The sequence below is a fragment of the Nostoc sp. DedQUE08 genome (assembly GCF_034530895.1).
GTDB lineage: Bacteria > Cyanobacteriota > Cyanobacteriia > Cyanobacteriales > Nostocaceae > Nostoc.
The window spans coordinates 116,948-135,713 of record NZ_JAVRCD010000005.1; the positions used below are offsets into that span (position 1 = coordinate 116,948).

Annotated in this window: 16 protein-coding genes and 1 pseudogene; 7 read left to right on the forward strand and 10 right to left on the reverse strand. The window is 40.2% G+C overall.

The features are described 5' to 3' along the window. Positions 1-35: 35 nt before the first annotated feature. The 3 genes from RMY64_RS05170 to RMY64_RS05180 all read right to left on the reverse strand — a co-directional run bounded on the left by RMY64_RS05170 (position 36) and on the right by RMY64_RS05180 (position 3,321). Complete coding sequence (locus tag RMY64_RS05170) at positions 36-2,660, reverse strand: DEAD/DEAH box helicase (protein WP_322699478.1); 2,625 nt, start codon at positions 2,658-2,660, stop codon at positions 36-38. Between the two features lie 72 nt (positions 2,661-2,732). Further along, positions 2,733-3,059: a type II toxin-antitoxin system RelE/ParE family toxin gene (locus tag RMY64_RS05175; RefSeq protein ID WP_322699479.1), complete on the reverse strand. Its 327-nt coding sequence runs from the start codon at positions 3,057-3,059 to the stop codon at positions 2,733-2,735. Between the two features lie 4 nt (positions 3,060-3,063). Next, a complete protein-coding gene (locus RMY64_RS05180; RefSeq protein ID WP_322699480.1) occupies positions 3,064-3,321 on the reverse strand; it encodes a hypothetical protein in 258 nt (85 codons plus the stop codon). A gap of 337 nt (positions 3,322-3,658) precedes the next feature. On the opposite strand from RMY64_RS05180, the gene RMY64_RS05185 reads away from it, so the two are divergent. Beyond that, the gene (locus RMY64_RS05185; RefSeq protein ID WP_322670711.1) at positions 3,659-5,236 is read left to right on the forward strand and encodes an NAD(P)H-quinone oxidoreductase subunit 4; all 1,578 of its coding nucleotides are present in this window, start codon (positions 3,659-3,661) and stop codon (positions 5,234-5,236) included. A 186-nt stretch (positions 5,237-5,422) separates the two neighbouring features. On the opposite strand, the pseudogene RMY64_RS05190 reads toward RMY64_RS05185, so the two are convergent. Both RMY64_RS05190 and RMY64_RS05195 read right to left on the reverse strand, forming a co-directional pair. After that, positions 5,423-6,387 (reverse strand): annotated as a pseudogene (locus RMY64_RS05190) (DUF4351 domain-containing protein). A gap of 17 nt (positions 6,388-6,404) precedes the next feature. Further along, positions 6,405-9,005, reverse strand: coding sequence for an ATP-binding protein (locus tag RMY64_RS05195; RefSeq protein ID WP_322699481.1), 2,601 nt, complete (start codon positions 9,003-9,005; stop codon positions 6,405-6,407). A gap of 413 nt (positions 9,006-9,418) precedes the next feature. Here RMY64_RS05195 and RMY64_RS05200 point away from each other — a divergent pair, with 413 nt between their 5' ends. The 3 genes from RMY64_RS05200 (at position 9,419) to RMY64_RS05210 (ending at position 11,334) form a co-directional block, all read left to right on the forward strand. Next, positions 9,419-10,141, forward strand: coding sequence for a Uma2 family endonuclease (locus RMY64_RS05200; RefSeq protein ID WP_322699533.1), 723 nt, complete (start codon positions 9,419-9,421; stop codon positions 10,139-10,141). Between the two features lie 150 nt (positions 10,142-10,291). After that, complete coding sequence (locus RMY64_RS05205) at positions 10,292-11,014, forward strand: hypothetical protein (protein WP_322699534.1); 723 nt, start codon at positions 10,292-10,294, stop codon at positions 11,012-11,014. Between the two features lie 122 nt (positions 11,015-11,136). Then, positions 11,137-11,334 (forward strand): DUF433 domain-containing protein, encoded by a 198-nt coding sequence (locus RMY64_RS05210; protein ID WP_322687814.1) that lies wholly within the window; start codon positions 11,137-11,139, stop codon positions 11,332-11,334. Between the two features lie 188 nt (positions 11,335-11,522). Here the strand turns inward: RMY64_RS05210 and RMY64_RS05215 are convergent, their stop codons facing one another. From RMY64_RS05215 to RMY64_RS05230, 4 genes are all read right to left on the reverse strand, one after another. Further along, entirely contained in the window at positions 11,523-11,969 is a 447-nt protein-coding gene (locus RMY64_RS05215; RefSeq protein WP_322699482.1) for a DUF29 domain-containing protein, read from the reverse strand. A gap of 5 nt (positions 11,970-11,974) precedes the next feature. Beyond that, the gene (locus RMY64_RS05220) at positions 11,975-12,172 is read right to left on the reverse strand and encodes a DUF433 domain-containing protein (RefSeq protein WP_322670706.1); all 198 of its coding nucleotides are present in this window, start codon (positions 12,170-12,172) and stop codon (positions 11,975-11,977) included. Between the two features lie 13 nt (positions 12,173-12,185). Next, the gene (locus RMY64_RS05225) at positions 12,186-12,461 is read right to left on the reverse strand and encodes a LapA family protein (RefSeq protein WP_322699483.1); all 276 of its coding nucleotides are present in this window, start codon (positions 12,459-12,461) and stop codon (positions 12,186-12,188) included. A gap of 131 nt (positions 12,462-12,592) precedes the next feature. Beyond that, complete coding sequence (locus RMY64_RS05230) at positions 12,593-14,017, reverse strand: phosphoglucomutase/phosphomannomutase family protein (RefSeq protein WP_322699484.1); 1,425 nt, start codon at positions 14,015-14,017, stop codon at positions 12,593-12,595. Positions 14,018-14,162: 145 nt separating this feature from the next. Here RMY64_RS05230 and RMY64_RS05235 point away from each other — a divergent pair, with 145 nt between their 5' ends. The 3 genes from RMY64_RS05235 to RMY64_RS05245 all read left to right on the forward strand — a co-directional run bounded on the left by RMY64_RS05235 (position 14,163) and on the right by RMY64_RS05245 (position 16,596). Then, positions 14,163-15,026 (forward strand): PD-(D/E)XK nuclease family protein, encoded by an 864-nt coding sequence (locus RMY64_RS05235; protein ID WP_322699485.1) that lies wholly within the window; start codon positions 14,163-14,165, stop codon positions 15,024-15,026. Between the two features lie 93 nt (positions 15,027-15,119). Next, complete coding sequence (locus RMY64_RS05240) at positions 15,120-15,836, forward strand: hypothetical protein (RefSeq protein WP_322699486.1); 717 nt, start codon at positions 15,120-15,122, stop codon at positions 15,834-15,836. 64 nt (positions 15,837-15,900) lie between these two features. Continuing rightward, the gene (locus RMY64_RS05245; RefSeq protein WP_322699487.1) at positions 15,901-16,596 is read left to right on the forward strand and encodes a hypothetical protein; all 696 of its coding nucleotides are present in this window, start codon (positions 15,901-15,903) and stop codon (positions 16,594-16,596) included. Between the two features lie 72 nt (positions 16,597-16,668). On the opposite strand, the gene RMY64_RS05250 is transcribed toward RMY64_RS05245, so the two are convergent. Then, positions 16,669-18,339, reverse strand: coding sequence for a transglutaminase family protein (locus RMY64_RS05250; protein ID WP_322670700.1), 1,671 nt, complete (start codon positions 18,337-18,339; stop codon positions 16,669-16,671). Between the last annotated feature and the right edge of the window lie 427 nt (positions 18,340-18,766).

Consider the following 18,766-nt stretch of genomic DNA (forward strand, 5'->3'; position numbering starts at 1 on the left):
ATCGGGGTGGGCGATCGTCCACCCCTACTTCTTAACTATCCAATAATTGGGAGATTAGCTAATTTATGATCGCGTAAATTTTTTGCTAAGGATGCTGGGTCAAGACCATTATCTTGATAAGCTTGCATAGCACGTTTTCTCCATTCCAAGTTAGCTTCACCAGGAAAACTACGTTTTAGCTCATGTACTACAGTAATTGCTTTTTCAGCCCAGGTTTGAAAATCCTGCTGATTCCAATAACACAAATCTTGTGTATGAGGCTTTGCACCATTTGTAATACTTTTACAAGGTGTAACCACAACAGGTATGATTTCTGAATCTTGGCGAAGTGATGAAATATTCTGTTTAATCCAGTTAGGGTGTAAAGTTGCTTGTTTAACTTTGTTTGCTCCTAATGAATTTCCATGATTATCGGTTGAATGGTCTTCAAATACAATACAAAAGTCATCATAAGCAATCCACCACGGATCTGGATCAGCATCTCCGTTTGAATTTCGAGCTTCATAACCCAATAAACGCCCTAATCTTTCATGCCCATTTTCAAAGGCTTTGGAGTCTTCCTGAGTATCTTTCACTCTCTGGAGATTCTCAAGAATTGCTTTTACCTCTGCTTCAAACTTTTTCTCGTTGAAATTGCCATATAGTGACAATTGTGATTCTAGTGCTTCAATTACAGAAGTCAGTCTCAATTTATCAGCTTGATTTTCTTGATTTTCTTCTAAATTCAACCTAGAGAGTTGATACAGCCAACTAACTCCTTCAGTAGTAGAAGCAGCACGCTTAAAGAAATTCCGTGCTACTCCTTCCATAGAAGCTACACCACGTTTTGCCGCTATCCAGGCTGCACTTCCAGCAAGGTAGTACCAAAAGGCTCTATATCCTTTAACATCATCTCCACTAAGCGAACTTAATACAGAACTACATTCTTGAACTGCCTGTTCAAAATTGCCACTCCAAAGTGCGTTTTGATATCTAACTTCATGAGCAACAGATGCCTGTAATTTTTCTATACCTGGAAGTTGAGATTGTTCTAATTTCTCTCTCAAATCTATAATATCCTTCTCTGCTCCATTCCATTCTTCTTTATGTGTTATAAAAATTTGCAAATTCTCAATAAATTCTGATGATTTAATATCTTTAGATTGCTCAATTCCATACTCTATCTCAGCTTGAATTTCTGGATGTAAAAACTTTCTTTTATTCTTATCTACTAAAAAACTATTCAATTCTTCTCCAAGCACTACTACTGCGGAATAATCGTTATCTGCTCTTGTACAACGACCAACTGCCTGAACAATTCTAGTTAATACACGATCATTAAAAAGAATATTTGCTGGCATTCGCGTCACAAGAAATTTTTCTTGTAGATTTGTTGCTTTTTGCATTCCTTTTACTATTAATAGACGACATTCATCACCTCCCAAATCAATCCCATCATATCGGTTTGCAACTATAGCTACTGCTTTTGATTCAGATATAAAAGTTTGCTTTGACTTCTCGATTTCCCTAGCATTGAATATTTTATAACTAGTTGCTGTAGATATCTGTGTTGCAAGTTTATTTTCAGTAGGATCATCTGGGACAAGGACGAGTGTTCTTGGTGTTTCTTTGATCATATCTATAGCTAGCTTGAGTGCAGCTTCTTCATTAAGTGATCTTTCTGGAAAAAAGAAAAAGCGACGACCAATGCCCTGTTGATCCCATCCATCTGGAACTGGTAAACGAACTATTTTTTCTGTACCTGCAAGTCTTTCTAATTCTCCTCCTTCTCCTAATGTAGCAGACATATATATGCGTTGTTTAGGAGTAGAAAATGGTTGATGAGTACGAGTAGGTGGTAAAATAGGACGAATTAATATAAAGTTATAGCTGCTGTATATATGGCATGAAAATAAGTGATTTTTGATAACAGACCAAGAATACTTTAAATCCTTTATATCATTGATATGTGTATCTAGTATTGTAGTTATTTCTTCAAGTCTTTCATACATGGACGGAGTAGGTATCTTTTGAACCCATTGGAGATCTCCTAAATCAGGAGAAGAGTTAGACATCAACCTAGAGTAGTTTGGATCGAGAACAATCTTACCCATAACCGCAACTAAAACTTTAAAAAGAGTGCTGTGTTTGGGATTATTGCGCTCAATTGAAAGAGACCAATATTTTGCTATATAATTTTCGGCAGCATGGGCATCATCAAGAATTATTATGTCGGCGTTATTAAAGAAAGGATTTGCGTTAAATAAACCACTATAAGTAGTGACAGCAATAGTTTCTGCATTAGTATACTCAGCTTTGATAGTAGGGGAATATTCAGCCTGTCTACCTGTAAAAGCATTTGCTTTTATCCCAAAAATAGTTGATGATTGCTCAACAACCTGATTCACAAGCTGAACAGTAGGGCATAGATAGACTACTTTTTCATTAAAACGGCAACGCCGCCATTCTGCAATCAAAAGCCCGACTCCTGTCTTACCACTACCTGTTGGAAGTTGTAAAGCAACATCTGGTAGATTAAGAGTTTCTGGCTGACAGTATTTTCTAAGTATGTCAGCTTGGTGAGAAATCAAACCTTGGGATTTTTTATTTTTAATATCTCGGAAAAGTGCTTCAGGTGTTTCGGCAGAGGTGTGAGAATGACTAACTTTTTTGAGTGCCATGTCTTTGAGATGCTAAGTATCTGGTGATCACACTGTTGTAACATAAACGAAATGCTCCCAGAATATGATTTTTTATGTCTTTTTAATTGCATCTTCAATCTCTTCTAAGCTCACATCCGCCTGATCCGATTTTGCATAAATGAGTAGAAGTAAGACGCATTCAGGTGAGACAACTTGATAAATCACCCGATATCCACCACTTTTACCTGTCGGGATATCACTGTTTTTTGCTCGAACTTTAAAAACGGTCAAGTCTATCCCAGAGATTTGATCGCCGATAAAATTTCCAGCCTGTAGCTGATCGATAATGGGTTCAATGTCAACTTGAATTTGCCGATAGCGTTTAGTCAGAGTTTTGAGACGGCGTTTGAAGGGAGATGTAAAGCGAACTTCTGCCATAAATCTAGGCTTCGATATCGTCCCAAAGCTCTGAAACTGGGAAAGTTTGTCCTACAGCTGCTTGTCGCACGGACTCTTGCAAATCGGCTAATATTTGTGCTTTTGGCTCTTGTTCATCAATCCAAGCTAAACCACTGCCGTTATCAGAATTTATGGAACTTATAAGCTGTTGCCAAAGTTCTATAGGGACGAGTACATCTGTTGTTTCTCCATCTACGTTAGTGAGATAACGAATTTGACTTTTAATTTGTGCCATTATCATTATGGTTATTTCTCCTTTGATGCTTTTTTGTACCAAATCGCTTTTTTCAACAACCGCCAAACACCATCGTGTATTTTTAGCGATAGATTGGACTAGGCGATCGCACCTCTAAAATTCTAATTTACCAACTTTTTTAGGGTAAATTTTTGACTTGACAGGGAGTATCACAACACACATCCCGCACCCGCAACTGTCAAAAAAGACTCCCAAGAGAAAAAATAGGGGATTGCCAATTTAATTAAATCAACCTAACGAGGAAGACGAAATCCTCAAAAAGCTGTTACTTAATAACTAGTGACTTTTTGCCAAACATGATTTTGATAGCAGACGAATTGTGATGAATACAGCTAATTTTCCGTGGCTGACGACGATTATTCTGTTGCCGATAGCCGCTTCACTACTGATTCCCATCATCCCGGATAAAGAAGGCAAAACAGTGCGCTGGTACTCCCTCATCGTAGGGCTGATCGATTTTGCATTAATTGTTTATGCTTTTTATACTGGGTATGATTTCTCCAATCCAGATTTGCAGTTGGTCGAGAGTTACGCCTGGGTACCCCAACTAGATTTGAATTGGTCAGTAGGGGCAGATGGCTTATCCATGCCCCTAATTATTTTGACTGGATTCATTACCACGCTGGCGATTTTAGCAGCTTGGCCTGTCACCTTCAAGCCGAAGCTATTTTACTTCTTGATGTTGGCGATGTATGGCGGTCAGATTGCCGTGTTCGCTGTCCAGGATATGCTGTTATTTTTCCTGGTGTGGGAACTGGAACTAGTACCGATATACTTTCTGCTGTCGATTTGGGGAGGCAAAAGACGGCAGTATGCAGCGACTAAATTTATTTTATACACCGCAGGCGGTTCGCTGTTTATTTTGCTATCTGCCCTGACAATGGGATTTTACGGCGATACGGTGACATTTGACATGCGATCGCTCGCCTTAAAAGACTTCGCCCTCAATTTCCAACTTGCCGTCTATGCTGGCTTCCTGATTGCCTACGCCGTCAAGTTGCCGATTATTCCCTTGCACACTTGGCTACCTGATGCCCACGGTGAAGCAACAGCGCCCGTACACATGTTATTGGCAGGTATTCTTTTGAAAATGGGCGGCTACGCCTTAGTTCGGATGAATGCCCAAATGCTCCCCGATGCCCACGCTTATTTTGCACCAGTGTTCGTGGTTTTGGGGGTAGTTAATATCATCTACGCTGCTTTAACATCCTTTGCCCAGCGCAACCTGAAGCGAAAAATTGCCTACTCCTCAATTTCCCACATGGGCTTTGTGATGATTGGTATTGCCTCCTTCACCGATTTGGGATTGAGTGGGGCAGTATTACAAATGGTTTCTCACGGGTTAATTGGGGCGAGTTTGTTCTTCCTGGTTGGCGCAACTTACGATCGCACACACACCCTGATGTTGGATGAAATGGGCGGTGTTGCGAAGAGAATGCCGAAGATTTTCGCCATGTTCACTACCTGTTCGATGGCTTCTTTAGCACTGCCAGGGATGAGCGGTTTCGTGGCAGAATTAATGGTATTTGTAGGCTTTGCTACTAGCGATGCTTATAGCTCTACTTTCAAAGTTATCGTGGTGTTCTTGATGGCAGTGGGAGTAATTTTAACTCCGATTTATCTGCTGTCGATGTTGCGAGAAATTTTCTACGGTAAAGAGAACGAGGAATTAGTTTCTCATCAAGCTTTGATAGATGCCGAACCCCGCGAAGTTTTTATCATTGCTTGTTTGTTAATTCCAATTATTGGTATTGGTTTCTATCCAAAATTGCTGACTCAGATGTATGACGCTACAACTGTACAACTGACGGCAAGATTGCGTGATTCCGTGCCGACATTAGCACAGCAAAAAGACGATGCACTAAAGGTTTCTTTGAGTGCGCCTCAAATTGGTAATTAAGTTGCGATCGCTAGTTTAGTTTAAATATTGATTACTTTTAGGGCGGGTTTTGTACCTGCCCTTTTTGTTACTAACTCGAAATGTTCGATTCGGTAAAATAAAAAATAACCCATCGAACTGAGTTAAAAAAACTTTGTATTGCTAAATAATGAAATGTATTTTTTACAACTCTCATAAAAATAGATTTTAAGCTGATTGATTTGTTTGCAACCAGTTAAGCAAATCTTCCATAGCAGTAAAATCCAACAAAGCTTCGCCAAGGGTTTCTAATTGATTTAAAGAAAGAGATTTGATGCGCTCTTGTAATTGTGGTGATAATTCTCCCACTCGTCTTTGTACTAACCTTAAAATAAGCTGTTGTTCACCTTCTTGTTTTCCGCGCTCGTAGCCGATGCGCTCGCCTGTAGTTACATATCTCATAGTTCGCTCCTGCTCAAATTGTTTAAACTCTTCCCAAAACTGATTTTCCAATGCCTTTGGTAATATCATAACCCAATCGATAAATCGATACAGATTGCGAATATCCTGCTCTCCTAAGCCCAAATCATATAGCCTACGAATTAAACTAAACTTCCATATTTTGCGTTGTTCGGGTGATGAGCGCGTCTGCTGCGTTTTCAAATGCGCCATGACGACAGTTGCAAATGGATTGTCGCTATTTTCTAACTCATGAAAACGGTTTTCGTAATCCAAAAGTTTAATACTACCAAATTCAAAAGTTAAGCGAGTATTGGGATAATTGTAGCTGTAATTGCTTGGTCGCCATTCGCGGTTTGGATCGCAAAGAATAGCAAGGCTTATTGCTGGCCGATCGAAGCGGTCAAATATGCGAAAGTTGTAGGTAAACATCCGCTTGGCAAAGTTATCTTCTTTTTGTCCCTGAATTTCCACATGGATTAATAACCATAGTTCTTCCCCTTGGGTTTGCCAAACTTTGACTAATTGATCGGCATATCTCTTACCCTGTTCAGCTTCACGAGCTATTTGTTGAATTCTTTATCTAAAAATTCATAGGGACGTTCCCAATCAATTAATGCAGAAGTTTCTGGAAAAAAGAAATGCATTGCTTGGGGAAAATAAGCTTCTATAATTTCTTTCCAAGGGCTATCAAAATCACCGCGTAGGCGCAACCCGTCGTAGACATCGCTCATATTAGTCATGTCATTTTTCAAATTATGGATAGACTAGGAGTACTTGCAGTTGCTAGTTTAGAACTGTGCTTAATCGGAATCTCAACCCAAAATTCTGCTCCCTGTCCAGGTTCGGAAATACACCAAATAGCTCCGTTGTGTTTTTCTGTGACTATCTGAGCGCTAATTGCTAATCCTAATCCGGTACCTTTACCTGCGGCTTTTGTAGTAAAGAAAGGGTCAAATAATCGTTGCTTAACTGCTTCGGTCATGCCAGGGCCATTATCTGCAATTTTTACAGCTATCCGATCTAAGTTGCGTAACTGAGTACGAATTACAATTTGGCTGGGTTTAGTTTCTATATCCTCCAGAGTTCGCTTACTGTTATAACTATCCAGGGCATCAATGGCATTACCAATCAGATTCATAAATACCTGATTTAATTGTCCGGCATAGCATTCTACTAAGGGAATATCACCATATTCCTTGACTATTTCAATTCCGGCATTTCCAGACGTTTGTTTGAAGCGATTTTGTAAAATCAGTAGTGTGCTATCAATACCTTCGTGAATGTTGACAGGCTTCATATCTGCTTCGTCAAGTCGAGAAAAATTCCGCAAGGATAGAACTATTTCACGAATGCGATTAGCTCCCATTTTCATTGAAATTAGTATTTTAGGTAGATCCTCAACCATAAAGTCAAGGTCGATCGCTTCGATATGAGCTTGTACTTCAGGTGTTGAATGAGCATTAGACTGTTGATAAAGTTCTACTAGTTCCAACAAACCCAGTGTATATTCACTTACATGGGTCAAATTGCCGTAGATAAAGTTAACTGGGTTATTGATTTCGTGAGCAACTCCAGCCACTAATTGACCTAAACTCGACATTTTTTCGGTCTGAATCAGTTGGGCTTGGGTTTCTTTGAGATTGTGCAAAACTTGGTTGAGTTGTTCTGCCTGAATAGTGGCAGCAGCAGTAGCAGCGCGGCTTTGATTATATAATTGGGCTTGGTCAATAGCGATCGCTAACTGGTCAGCCACGCCTCGAATAATTTCTACCTCATCATCACTCCAGGGGCGAAGCTCTCTACTATGTTCGCAGACAATCACACCCAAGTGACCCGACTGAGTTTGAACTGAAACTGTTAGTAGAGACTTAAAACCCAATGTCACAAGTAAATTCCGACTCTTGAAATCAAGCCATGAATCTGTCGCAATGTCATCAAAGCAAAGCAAATTCCCTTGCATAACAGCCTCACTTATGGCTTCCACATTCTGGATAGGAGAACAGCCTAAAGGTTCTGTTAAATCGGGAGCGCAAGCTTGCTGACTCAGTTCCAAGCTAGTAGATTCATCTTCTTGATGACACCAAAAAAATTGGCATCGATCGATTTGGAGCAGTTCCCGAACTTCAACTACTACTGTACTCAAAATTGTATTTAGATCCAGCGAGTTGCGAATTTGACTAGATAGACGAGTTTTAAGAATTTTCTCCCGTTCAACTAGCTTTCGCAATTCAACTTCAGATTGCCTTAACTCTAGCTGGACAATATTACGATTGACACTAGCTCTTGCTAGTAGCCAAGAACCAATGCCAATTAATCCTACTAACCCAGCATATAGTAGTAGCAATTGATTCAAAAATCGGTTTGATTTGGTTGTCAACGTCTCTGGCGATACCCGCGAGACAATTTTCCAGTGATAGGATTTAGGATCGATTTGATTTTGGCTTGGCGCAAAAGCTTGTCCTGCTCCCGTACTAGACTTTTGCCCTTCGACAAGTGGGTAAACTGTGGTAAAAGTGAACATTCCCTCAGCAGTTTGGAATTGTCCCGATTCTTGTTGAGAAATCTGCTGCCATGCTTGGGGAAAAGCTCTGCCAAAAGTGCAGTTTTTGCAATCGGGAAACATAAATCCCCATTCATCTTCAGGCTTCGCTCCTTTTAACCAGTAGCCATCGGCATTCAGTAGCATTCCCTGGCTAGAGGTGCTAGTGAAAGCTCGATCAAAATTGTCCAGCAGTTTTGCGCCGAAATAATTTAACACCACAATGCCTCGTTTCTGCCCACGGCGATCAAAAACGGGAGTGCCAAAGCGGATCATTGGCTTCAAGGGTTGTTCAACCTGACCTCGTTCGATGTTGAGGTCAAGGGGAGAGACAAATACTTGTCCTTGATTCAGCCGCAAAGTGTCATTAAACCAGTAGCGTTTGGCTTGAACTTGCAATTTTTCTTCGGGGACAATCGCTGGTTCACCCTGGTTAAAGTTGACTCTGACAATTTCTTTACCCGATCGATCCAAAAAGCGAATTTGGTCGTAGAGTTTTTTATATCCAGAAAATAATAAGAATTCTTGAGAAAGTGCCTGTCGTTGCCCATCCACTCCGTCTAAAATTCTTTCTAGCTCGTTTTGTTTAGAGATAACCATCAAATCTGAAACAACCGAGTGAAAGTCTCCACTGATTACTTTAGTTTGTAAATCTACCTTACGGAGTTCATTTGTTTTGAGCAGAACTTGCTCGATTTGTACCTGTTGATAATAGATAGTCCCAATAACAACCCCAACTAAAGCTGACAATGGCAAAAAAACCGTTAGGAAGTTTTTGATTAAAACTCGTGAATGGATCTGTGGTGACATATTTGATACTTGGGTACAACTCAAAAATTGGGCTGAAAATTAGCTAATTTCCAACTACGCCACGTTTTCTGAGTCAAGGTTGAGAGAAGACTTTTTCTCCTGGTAGATATAGGTAATCAGCCCAGCTACCAAATTCACCATGAAATTGCATACTCTGCGACTTCTGGAATGTTCTAGTTGAACAAAGTTTCGCCCTTTTTTGCTATTGTCAGTTAGACACTCTGAGAATCAGTACCGAAAAACCACGAGTTTGATGTAAAGATTTTACACTTATAAGTATTTTGCTACTGAGAAAAGCAACATCAGGTGATGTCTACGCTAAAAATGGTTTTTCTTTATTGTGCTGCGATCGCACATTACACATCAATAGATTACGTACAATCTACCTAGAATCAGATTTGGCAAAACCGCTCATGTTAAACTACAATCCACTGCATTGTTTGCCATCTTCCGAAGAACTACCCGATTCAGATGATACTGCTGTGGATAATGAACTCCAAAATTTAATTCCCGGCTTGCTGAAAACGACACTAGCTTTGGTTTGGTGCGATCGCTGGGATTGGTTTTTTGGTGTTGATATGGGTATTTATTATCACCCAGATAAACCAGCTATTGTCCCTGATGGGTTTCTCAGCTTAGGAGTTAAACGCTTCGTTGATGAAGATTTACGCCTAAGTTATGTGCTGTGGGAAGAAAAGCAACTGCCAATTTTAGCGCTAGAAGTTGTTTCTCAAATATATCGAGAAGAATATAACATCAAGAAAGAATTTTATGCCAAAGATTTAGGAATTTTGTATTACGTTGTGTATAGTCCCCTGCGGCGTAAAAAGTCGCCTTTGGAAGTGTATTGCTTAGTCGATGGGGAATATATCTTAATGTCAGGAAATCCCGTTTGGCTACCAGAAATTGGTTTAGCAATTGGGCGAGAACGGGGAATTTATCAAGGTATAGTACGGGAGTGGTTGTACTGGTATGACGAAGAAGGGCAAAGATTGCTGACACCAGAAGAACGCATTAGGGAAGCGGAAGAACGCACAGCTTTTGAAGAACAGCGACGGGTGGAAGCAGAGCAAAAAGTGAAAATGTTAATTGAAAGGTTGAATGCACTTGGCGTCGATCCAGAAACTTTGTTATAGATTCACCAGATTTTGTAATTTTTGCTGTCTTAATGTTAATTAGCTTCCTGGCTAGGGAATTATATCTATAAAGTAACTCATTGCTTGACGGTACAAATCGTAAAAGCTGATTGCCTCAATAAATATATTTACCAAAACCTACATCAAAATATGGAAGTTAAATTAGGATTTGGAGCAGTCCCAAAACCTCAATATGTCTTTGTCAGCAAAGAATCCGATCACTGTTGGTATATGCTTGCTGAAGATGAAAAACGCATCCCAATTTATGAAAGAGCCTTGACTGGGGTAATTACAGGGATAGAAGTTAATAAAAAGGTTGAAAATACATTTGGAGAAGTTATCAGAACAGATTTAAATGTTTTGGCAGATAAACCTTATATTATCCGCTCAGGAAGTGACACCTATTTTTGTAAAGGTTTATTGCTGTCTTTAGATATTCTTACTTTTGAACAACTGCGTCATCCACTTACTATTACCGTTAGTCCTGGAGATAAAAAAGTAGTATTCTGTAATATTTACGATCCAGTAAATTATCGCTCTATAGGTGTTAGTTGGGATGGACATAAGGAATTAGATTGGCAAGCTTTAGGACAAAGAGTAAGTTTAAAAATTAATAAAATTCACAATTTCAATCAAGATAAAAATCAATCTCAATCACAAGAAAGTGACAATATAAAAACAGTTGAATCCCGTGATGTTTTTATAGCTAAAACTGACACATATTTAGCCCAACTAAATTGGACTCCACAGCAGGGAAGGGATTATTTGCACCAGAAATATGGCAAGCGATCGCGCCTACAACTTACTGATACAGAAATTCTGGACTTCATTGATTACCTGAAGCTACAACTAACCCAAAACTGCTCAACTTAAGTGCTGTTATGTGAACTTGGGATAATTGCGATTGCCCTTTTGCTACACCCAGATGCTAGGCTGGAATAATTGCGATCGCAGAATTAGAGTTAAATAAAAGTACCCAATATTAAAATACTTGCATGAACTCAAGGGTTGATTTGTTGACTCGCATTACTCAAACTCCTGGTCAGTGTGGTGGTCGTCCTTGTATTCGAGGCATGAGGATTCGTGTGAGTGATATTTTAGAAATGCTGGCTGAGAATGTCAGTGTTTCTGAGATTTTAGAGGATTTTCCCGATCTCGATCTCGAAGATATCCAAGCCTGTCTATTGCTTTAATTTTCATCGCCAATCATCTCTACAAGATTGCGAATAATATTTTAGTGTCTGGCTGAGTGCGATCGCTCTGCCACAAGTTTATAAAAAAGCCTGACAACGCAGGCTTTTTTCATATAGTGTGAGGTTTACAGGGCTTATTATTTCATACATAGCGATCGCCACTACCTACACAGTTACAAATAAAGTTATCAAATATTATCGCTTGCTTCCGGTAGCCAGTCTTCATCCAACACTAACTCTAAAGAATATGGGCACTCTTCTGGAAACACGGATACAACTATCCCCGTTTGCTTGGCTGCTTGGCGACGTGCCCTTTGATAACTTTCCTCAAGTTGCTCTGTAGGATAGCTTTTAAGACTAGGACTATCTTCTATCGCTAACTCAATTTGGGTACGAGAATCAGTGATAGAATCGAGCCAACTATCTGAGCGACGCTGGGGTTGATATTGCCACTTCAGCAGATGCAAAAGTAAGCGAGTTAGTTGACTGGCAATACTCCGCCGTTCACTTTTGCCCAAGCCTTCAACCTCTTCAATCAGATGTTCTACATCAACCTCATGCCAGTGATGCGATCGCAATAGTTGGGCTGTCTGTTCAATCCACAAGTTAAAATCTGCTTTATAAGTTGCACTCATAGCCGTTATCGATCGGTTGCATAGCTTAGGCAAGCCAAAATATCCTCTTGTGTCAAATAAGGAAAGTCATCAAGCACTTCCTCGTAGGTCATCCCAGAGGCAAGATAAGATAAAACATCGTATACAGTAATTCGCATTCCTCGAATACAAGGCTTACCACCTCGTTTTCCTGGTTCGATTGTAATAATGTTTTGGTACTGCACTAAGCTTCAAACCTCAAAAATCTTCATCGTCAACAAAAAATTCCGCATCGTCTTCCAATCGAGAATTACCCTGCCTAATACCAGCAAGTCCCCACAAAGGTTGCAGCAGTGCCATACCAATTAACCCGACAACGGCACTAAAAGCTAGCACTAAACCCATTGGTATCTGAATCGATTGGAATGTTAAGAATTTTAACGATACAGGTGTGGCATTTTGGACTGAAATAATTGCGATCGCAATTACCCAAACCGCTACAACTAGAGATGTCAAAAAAGGCGCGATTTTCATACTTTGATCTAAATGAGAAGTTAGGAGTTATATTTTGCTCGAAATTAAAAATGAGGAGTTAAGAATTGTTAATTTACAACTCTTAACTCCTAATTCATAACTCTTAACTTTTAATTCCTAACTCTGACAAATTAAACTGCTACTGCCTCTAGTTTAGCAATGGCACTCTCTAACTCTTGGGCGATTTGGGTGAGTTTTTCGGGAGTGTTGGTTTCTAGGTAGACGCGTACTAGTGGTTCTGTACCGGAAGGACGCAGTAAAACCCAGCTACCTTCTTCTAAATACAGCTTAATACCGTCTTTACGCCCCACTTCCTTGACTTTAATGCCAGCTACTTCTGTAGGTGGATTTTTAGTAAAGGAATCGATGACGGCGATTTTGTGTGCCTCTGTGAGGTGCAAGTCTAGGCGGTTGTTGTAAAGTGGGCCATCGGCTTCAGCGATCGCTTCTTTAACAAGTTGACTGAGCGGTTTGCCTTCATAGGCGATCGCTTCTGCCACCAGCATATCGGCTAATACCCCGTCTTTTTCGGGAATATGCCCAATAACACTCAAACCACCTGATTCCTCTCCACCGATTAACACCGCAGTTTCGCGCATTTTTTCGCCGATATATTTAAAACCAACTGCTGTTTCGTAAATTTGCAGCCCATTTTTAGCAGCGAAATTATCCAGCAAGTGGGTTGTCGCGACAGTACGGACTATAGCGCCCGTTTTACCTTTGTTTTTGATTAAATGACGTGCTAAAAGCAGCAGCACAGTATTCGGAGTAAGGACGTTTCCTTGTTCATCAACGATACCAAAGCGATCGCTATCTCCATCCGTTGCCAAGCCCAAATCAGCTCGATCTCGAACTACTGCTTCCACTAACTCAACTAATTGTTCTCCTTTGGGTTCAGGCATTCCACCGCCAAATAAAACATCTCTCCAATCGTGGAAACTTTCTAATTGAACGCCACTATGTTGCAAAACTTCATCTAAATAGCCGCGAGAGGTAGAATACAAAGCATCGTACTTTACCTTTAAATTAGCGCTTTTGATCTTTTCTACATCAAGTAGAGTGTAGATAAATTGTAGGTAATCAGGTTTCGGATCGAAAATGGAAATTGAACCTGATGGGTTGCTCCCAGGCAACTCATCCGATGCACCTTCTATATTTGCCACAATAGTATCAGTAATCTCTGGAGTGGCAGGCCCAGCATAATCGGGTATATATTTAATTCCACAGTAAGGTGCTGGATTATGGCTAGCAGTAAACATTAACGCCCCAGCGGAATTTAGGTGACGGGCATTGTAGGCAATTACTGGTGTGGGGCAATCCCGATCGGTAATTTTTACAGTCCAACCCAAGTCTGCTAATACTTGAGCCGCTGTTTGGGCAAACTGGTCAGCTAAAAAGCGAGTATCGTAGGCAATAAGTACTGGTCTATCTTTTGTATAGGCTGTTTCTAAGTAAGTGGCGATTGCCCTTGTTACTTTTCTCACATTGGGGAAAGTAAAGTCATCGGCAATAATCCCTCGCCATCCATCGGTACCAAATTTTATCTTGCTAGACATTTTTGCCACTTGCTCCGGTACATTATCAGTACTATAAAAGCTTCCCGCAAAGCGTGTGTAGCAGCAAGTATCCTCCGAAGTTCTTTTCTAAGCAAGCCTTAGCTTAAACTTCTCCCACCGTATTTTCTCTCACTGTTTCTGAGCAATGTCAACCCCCGATCGACCTTTTGCCAGTTATCACCTTTGGTCTCTAGTTGCCCCAGCGACTGGGCAAGAACGCTGGCATTGCCAGATGAGACGGGGGTTTATCAAAGCACGGCAACACGAACCACAAGTCAAGGCGCTTTTAACGCAAGCCACTGCGCCCCAGCGTATTGGCATACTGGCTCAAAAAGGCGTTTATGAGTTTCATCATCACAGGCATCTGTTGAAGCAAGCAGATGGTGTAGAAAGAGTTGCCCAGCTACTTAAATTAGGCAACTCAAGCGTTCAAGTCCAGCAACGCGTACTGCAAATTTTGCAAAAATATCACGATTCGCCGTTGCTTTTGGATAAAGATATTATCCAATTAACACCGGGTGATGAAGGCTTTCCGAAACCGATAGTAGTTGAACAAGAAGATTATTGCTTTCGCTTATACGCGGCTATGGACTGCGTTTTTATTGAATCTGATAGCACTATACATATTTTGGATTTCAAAACTGGTAAGTCCGCTTTTGACAAACGACAGGCATTAGTTTACTTATTAGCTGCTCGTTATCTTTACCCTGGGCAAGAAGCTGTTGCATCATTTTATAATTTAGAAATATGTAAAAAGTCAGAGTTAATTAGTATTAATAGTAGTGAATTAGAATCCTTAAAATTTGAGTTAGCGAATATTGCCCACAAGCACCAGCACGATTTGCAAAAATATCAGGAAGAAACAACTAATTTTAGTAAAATATTCCCTCCTAATCCTGGTTCTCACTGTCGCTTTTGCCCATTTAACTCTATCTGTGAGTTTGCTGATTTTAAGCAGCATCAATCATATCCATTACCTAGTTTAAGAAGTGTAAGAGTTAATAGCTAATTAGTTTATTTACCTTGATTCCATTTGCAAAAAACTTTAATAAATACTCGTATTTTTACTGGACTGATTTTCTTCTCCTATCAGACAACCTAGATGTCAAATACATCGATTTTTATCTTTGGTTGTAAGGAGTTAGGATTAGTGCGATTAACCACAAATAAATCCGTATTTAGATTAGTAGGAATTTTGACATTTCTTTTACTTATCATTTTTAAAGGGATTTTATCTCAACCTGTTTATGCATTGCTGTCGTCTCTAGACGCTTGTGCTGTTCAACCTGAATGTGCTGCTGCTGGCTCAGAATTAGCTCCTACTGCTAAGGCTACAATTAGCACAACAAAAACTCAAAATGAGCAGGTTCCAAATAAAGCTCAGGAGAGATATTGTTCTTTTTATCCACTTAATTTAGTTTGTGGCCCACAAGGTCAATCTTCAGTTCTTTATAATTACAAATTTCATCAAACAGTACATTACAGAAAGTCTGGTTCTCCTGACAAATTTGTAACTCATCACTTTCGGAGTTGGCGACCTGCGCCAGGGGCAATTAGAAGTTTAGCTCAACCTCCAGGTATTGAATTTGGTGGTGGTTATCCTCCATCTGGTGATTATGTAACCTGGATTCATTTAAATGATGGAGATGGTAATAATCAAACTCGCGGAGTTGTTTATGAATACTCAACTGGCGACACCATGACATGGGATGATTATGCAAATTACTCTAACAATAATATTGAGGGAGAATGGATTAGCGATGTGGTTCGTGCTGATATACTACCAGATAATTCATCCCTTCAAAATAGGAAAGATTGACCTTAATAAGAGCACGATGTGGTTATTCAATTACTAAATCTTCATCAAATTAGAGGTTGCTGGCATGAATGAGCTTTCTACACTTCTCCAAAAGATTAAAGAAAATCCAGTTATGTACATAGACAAGCCATCAATTACTTGTCTTGATTCATTCTTAAATGGGTATATAGATAGTCTAATTGAACTAGGATTTACTACAATAGGCTCTTGTGGAATGGAAGGGTTTCAAGAGTGGATACAAGAAAGAGCAAAAACTAATGTGAGTCGGTCTTGGGCTGGGATAATTCTCTCTTGCTGTGGAAGTGAACGAGCGGCTTTTAATAGATTTTTTGAAGAATTTGAGCAGTTCTTAAAGCAGAAAAATAATTCAAAAATTAAAGAAATTGAAGGCATTTCAAGGCTTAGTGAGGATATGAGGTTTCCTCGGTTTGATATTTACAAGGAGATTCCAAGTAATATAAAGAAAAGACCAGGAATGTTTTTAGGCAGAAATTCAATTACTAGACTTGATATGCTTCTGCGAGGATATAGTCTGGCTCGAAGAGAAGTTGGCGTACCTCCAACTGAGCCAGAAAAAGAATTTGAAGGTTTTCAATCATGGATTGAAGAAAAATATGGAATTAACTCAGGTCAGTCATGGTCTAAAATAATTCTTTTCTATTCTGTAGACGAGCATGAGGCACTACAGAAATTTTTTGAATTGTTTGAAGAATACTTGAATAGGAATAAGAGTTTAGAAGTAGACGAAATTTGCGGTTAAACAGAGAGTTTTAAGGTGCGTTAGCCTACGGCATAACACACCCTACTCACTTTCTCGTAGTCTTTCTCGAATTCAAAAGTCCGGTAATTCTTTAAGAATTGTGAACCGGATATGATTAATCGCTAAATCGCCAATGGGGATATCTTCTTTGGTTAGCCGTTCACCTTTGCTTGTCACAGTTTCAAAGGTGATGCCTTTGCCAATTTCAATGTGATACCAGCATAAGCCCATAAAAAATCGCGTTGGATAAGGGCCACCTTCACCGATATCATCAGGATTTGATTCCATTGGCAACCAACCAAAATTGGGGACGTAGAATTCTAGCCAAACATGATTAAAATCAGGTTGTAGCGGTACTCCTACGAAGTCACTATGGGGAGGACATTTATACCTGCCTACGGTGCGGCAGGGAATGCCATTTAAACGGGATAAAGCAAGTAAAACGCCGACATATTCACCACAAGAACCAACACCCCGCTCTAAAACTGTATCTGGCGTGTCAATGTAAGGTTTAATACCGTAGGATAACTCATCATAAACGTAGTTGCGGATGCTGTGCATTTTGCGCAGCACATTGGTTTCAGAACCAATCGCTTCTCTGGCGGCACGGCGAACAATTGTAGTATCCATTGCTAAATCGTCGTCGTCCACTAGGTAGCGTGTTTCTAATTCTGAAGATAATTTAGGTATATTCTCTACATCTCTGGGTGTAATACGATACTTAATGCCGCGAACTTCCAAAAGTGCTTTCCAGCCAAATATATGCCGTTCTCCTGGGGCAAGAGAATCAAATTTAAAGACTGCTACGCGTTGCCCCTGTACTACTTCTTCGGTGAAGGGTATACCAATGGCTTCAACGTGTTTGACCTTTTGACGCTCAGTTTCGGATGGTAAGGCGATGCGCCATTCGACATCGGGTAAATAAACCTCGTCTAAGGGTGCAATTTCCTCAGCATAAGACATTTCAATCAGATAGCCATTAGAGAGGGCGTAACGCTTATCTGGATCGTAATGATAATACAAAGGGTGAATAAAAGTGCGATCGCGGAATGTTAGCTCATGACTCGGATCGGCATTGGGGTTATCCCGGATATAAGGCTCCTCTGAGGCGTAGGCGACGTAAATACTTTCTTTGCCTGTTTCGTCATTTTTATGGAGCGCTATGCCTGTAGGACATTCAAAGGGTGTCAAAACGCTGAATTGCAACTCTCCTGTGGCTCTGTCCATCGCGTAAACTGATTGTTCGGTGCGATCGCAAATCCATAGCATTTCTTGGTTGACTGCCAAATTCTCTATCCCAACTCCAGGGGCATAAAATTTAGTAATCTCTTTTCGGGTTTGGCGGTCAAAAACCAGAATGTAGCCCAGCCTTTGGCAACTTACATAAACTGTTGTTTCCCAAACAGCAACGCCATCAGCTGCATAAGGCAATGTTACAAAATGTTCCAGATCCAAAGCATTCAGCTTGCACAAATAAACACTATTTTCTCGGCTTACCCACAGCGTATCGTCCCACACCGCTAGACCAGTGACATCGGTAAATTCTTCAACTTGATGGGGATTGAGAATTTTGCTGTTGTCAGAGGTGGGATCGATTTCTAGTAGATGCCCTTTAATACTGTCAATGGCAATCAGTCTATCTTTAATGAAAGTAATGCCACACAGGGTAGCAGCAGTAAGCGGCCGAATTGTTCTTTGCCCAAACATCTGGCTAACGGTCAAAGTGGGGAGTGCAAAACTCATAAAACCTTATGGTAAGTGTAAAAAACCCTCACCTTTAGGTAGGGGAGGAAACATGACTCAACGGTTTTAGCGTGGTAACACCAATTGCTTGAGATGGAAAAATCCCAGTCGAGCAATGGTTCCCCCGATTGGGGCGGATGAAGAGTGCTGAGTTAAAAGACTACCCACAATGGGCGTTGCTCGAACCCAAGTACATCAATTAATGGTTCTCGATCGCCACGTTTACAGCGAGGTACTAATAATTATCGGTACAATGTGTTCCGAAAAACTCTTTCGTGAGAAATAATACTATCTGAAAATAGGAGGAATTTACAAATATTAAGAATTACAGATACACTCATACAACTGGGCGATCGCCTTAATGTAACTTTAAAAGATGGAATTCCTGCCATCACTAAATTATGATCGAATTTTGTAACCATTTGCT

What these genes read in the sequence shown, in the direction of transcription:
- RMY64_RS05210 (WP_322687814.1), top strand. Translation starts at nt 11,137, where the DNA reads ATGAACTCAAGGGTTGATTTGTTGACTCGCATTACTCAAACTCCTGGT.
- RMY64_RS05235 (WP_322699485.1), top strand. Translation starts at nt 14,163, where the DNA reads ATGTCAACCCCCGATCGACCTTTTGCCAGTTATCACCTTTGGTCTCTA.
- RMY64_RS05170 (WP_322699478.1), bottom strand. Translation starts at nt 2,660, where the DNA reads ATGGCACTCAAAAAAGTTAGTCATTCTCACACCTCTGCCGAAACACCT.
- RMY64_RS05185 (WP_322670711.1), top strand. Translation starts at nt 3,659, where the DNA reads ATGAATACAGCTAATTTTCCGTGGCTGACGACGATTATTCTGTTGCCG.
- RMY64_RS05195 (WP_322699481.1), bottom strand. Translation starts at nt 9,005, where the DNA reads ATGTCACCACAGATCCATTCACGAGTTTTAATCAAAAACTTCCTAACG.
- RMY64_RS05180 (WP_322699480.1), bottom strand. Translation starts at nt 3,321, where the DNA reads ATGATAATGGCACAAATTAAAAGTCAAATTCGTTATCTCACTAACGTA.
- RMY64_RS05225 (WP_322699483.1), bottom strand. Translation starts at nt 12,461, where the DNA reads ATGAAAATCGCGCCTTTTTTGACATCTCTAGTTGTAGCGGTTTGGGTA.
- RMY64_RS05245 (WP_322699487.1), top strand. Translation starts at nt 15,901, where the DNA reads ATGAATGAGCTTTCTACACTTCTCCAAAAGATTAAAGAAAATCCAGTT.
- RMY64_RS05240 (WP_322699486.1), top strand. Translation starts at nt 15,120, where the DNA reads ATGTCAAATACATCGATTTTTATCTTTGGTTGTAAGGAGTTAGGATTA.
- RMY64_RS05230 (WP_322699484.1), bottom strand. Translation starts at nt 14,017, where the DNA reads ATGTCTAGCAAGATAAAATTTGGTACCGATGGATGGCGAGGGATTATT.
- RMY64_RS05205 (WP_322699534.1), top strand. Translation starts at nt 10,292, where the DNA reads ATGGAAGTTAAATTAGGATTTGGAGCAGTCCCAAAACCTCAATATGTC.
- RMY64_RS05215 (WP_322699482.1), bottom strand. Translation starts at nt 11,969, where the DNA reads ATGAGTGCAACTTATAAAGCAGATTTTAACTTGTGGATTGAACAGACA.
- RMY64_RS05200 (WP_322699533.1), top strand. Translation starts at nt 9,419, where the DNA reads ATGTTAAACTACAATCCACTGCATTGTTTGCCATCTTCCGAAGAACTA.
- RMY64_RS05250 (WP_322670700.1), bottom strand. Translation starts at nt 18,339, where the DNA reads ATGAGTTTTGCACTCCCCACTTTGACCGTTAGCCAGATGTTTGGGCAA.
- RMY64_RS05175 (WP_322699479.1), bottom strand. Translation starts at nt 3,059, where the DNA reads ATGGCAGAAGTTCGCTTTACATCTCCCTTCAAACGCCGTCTCAAAACT.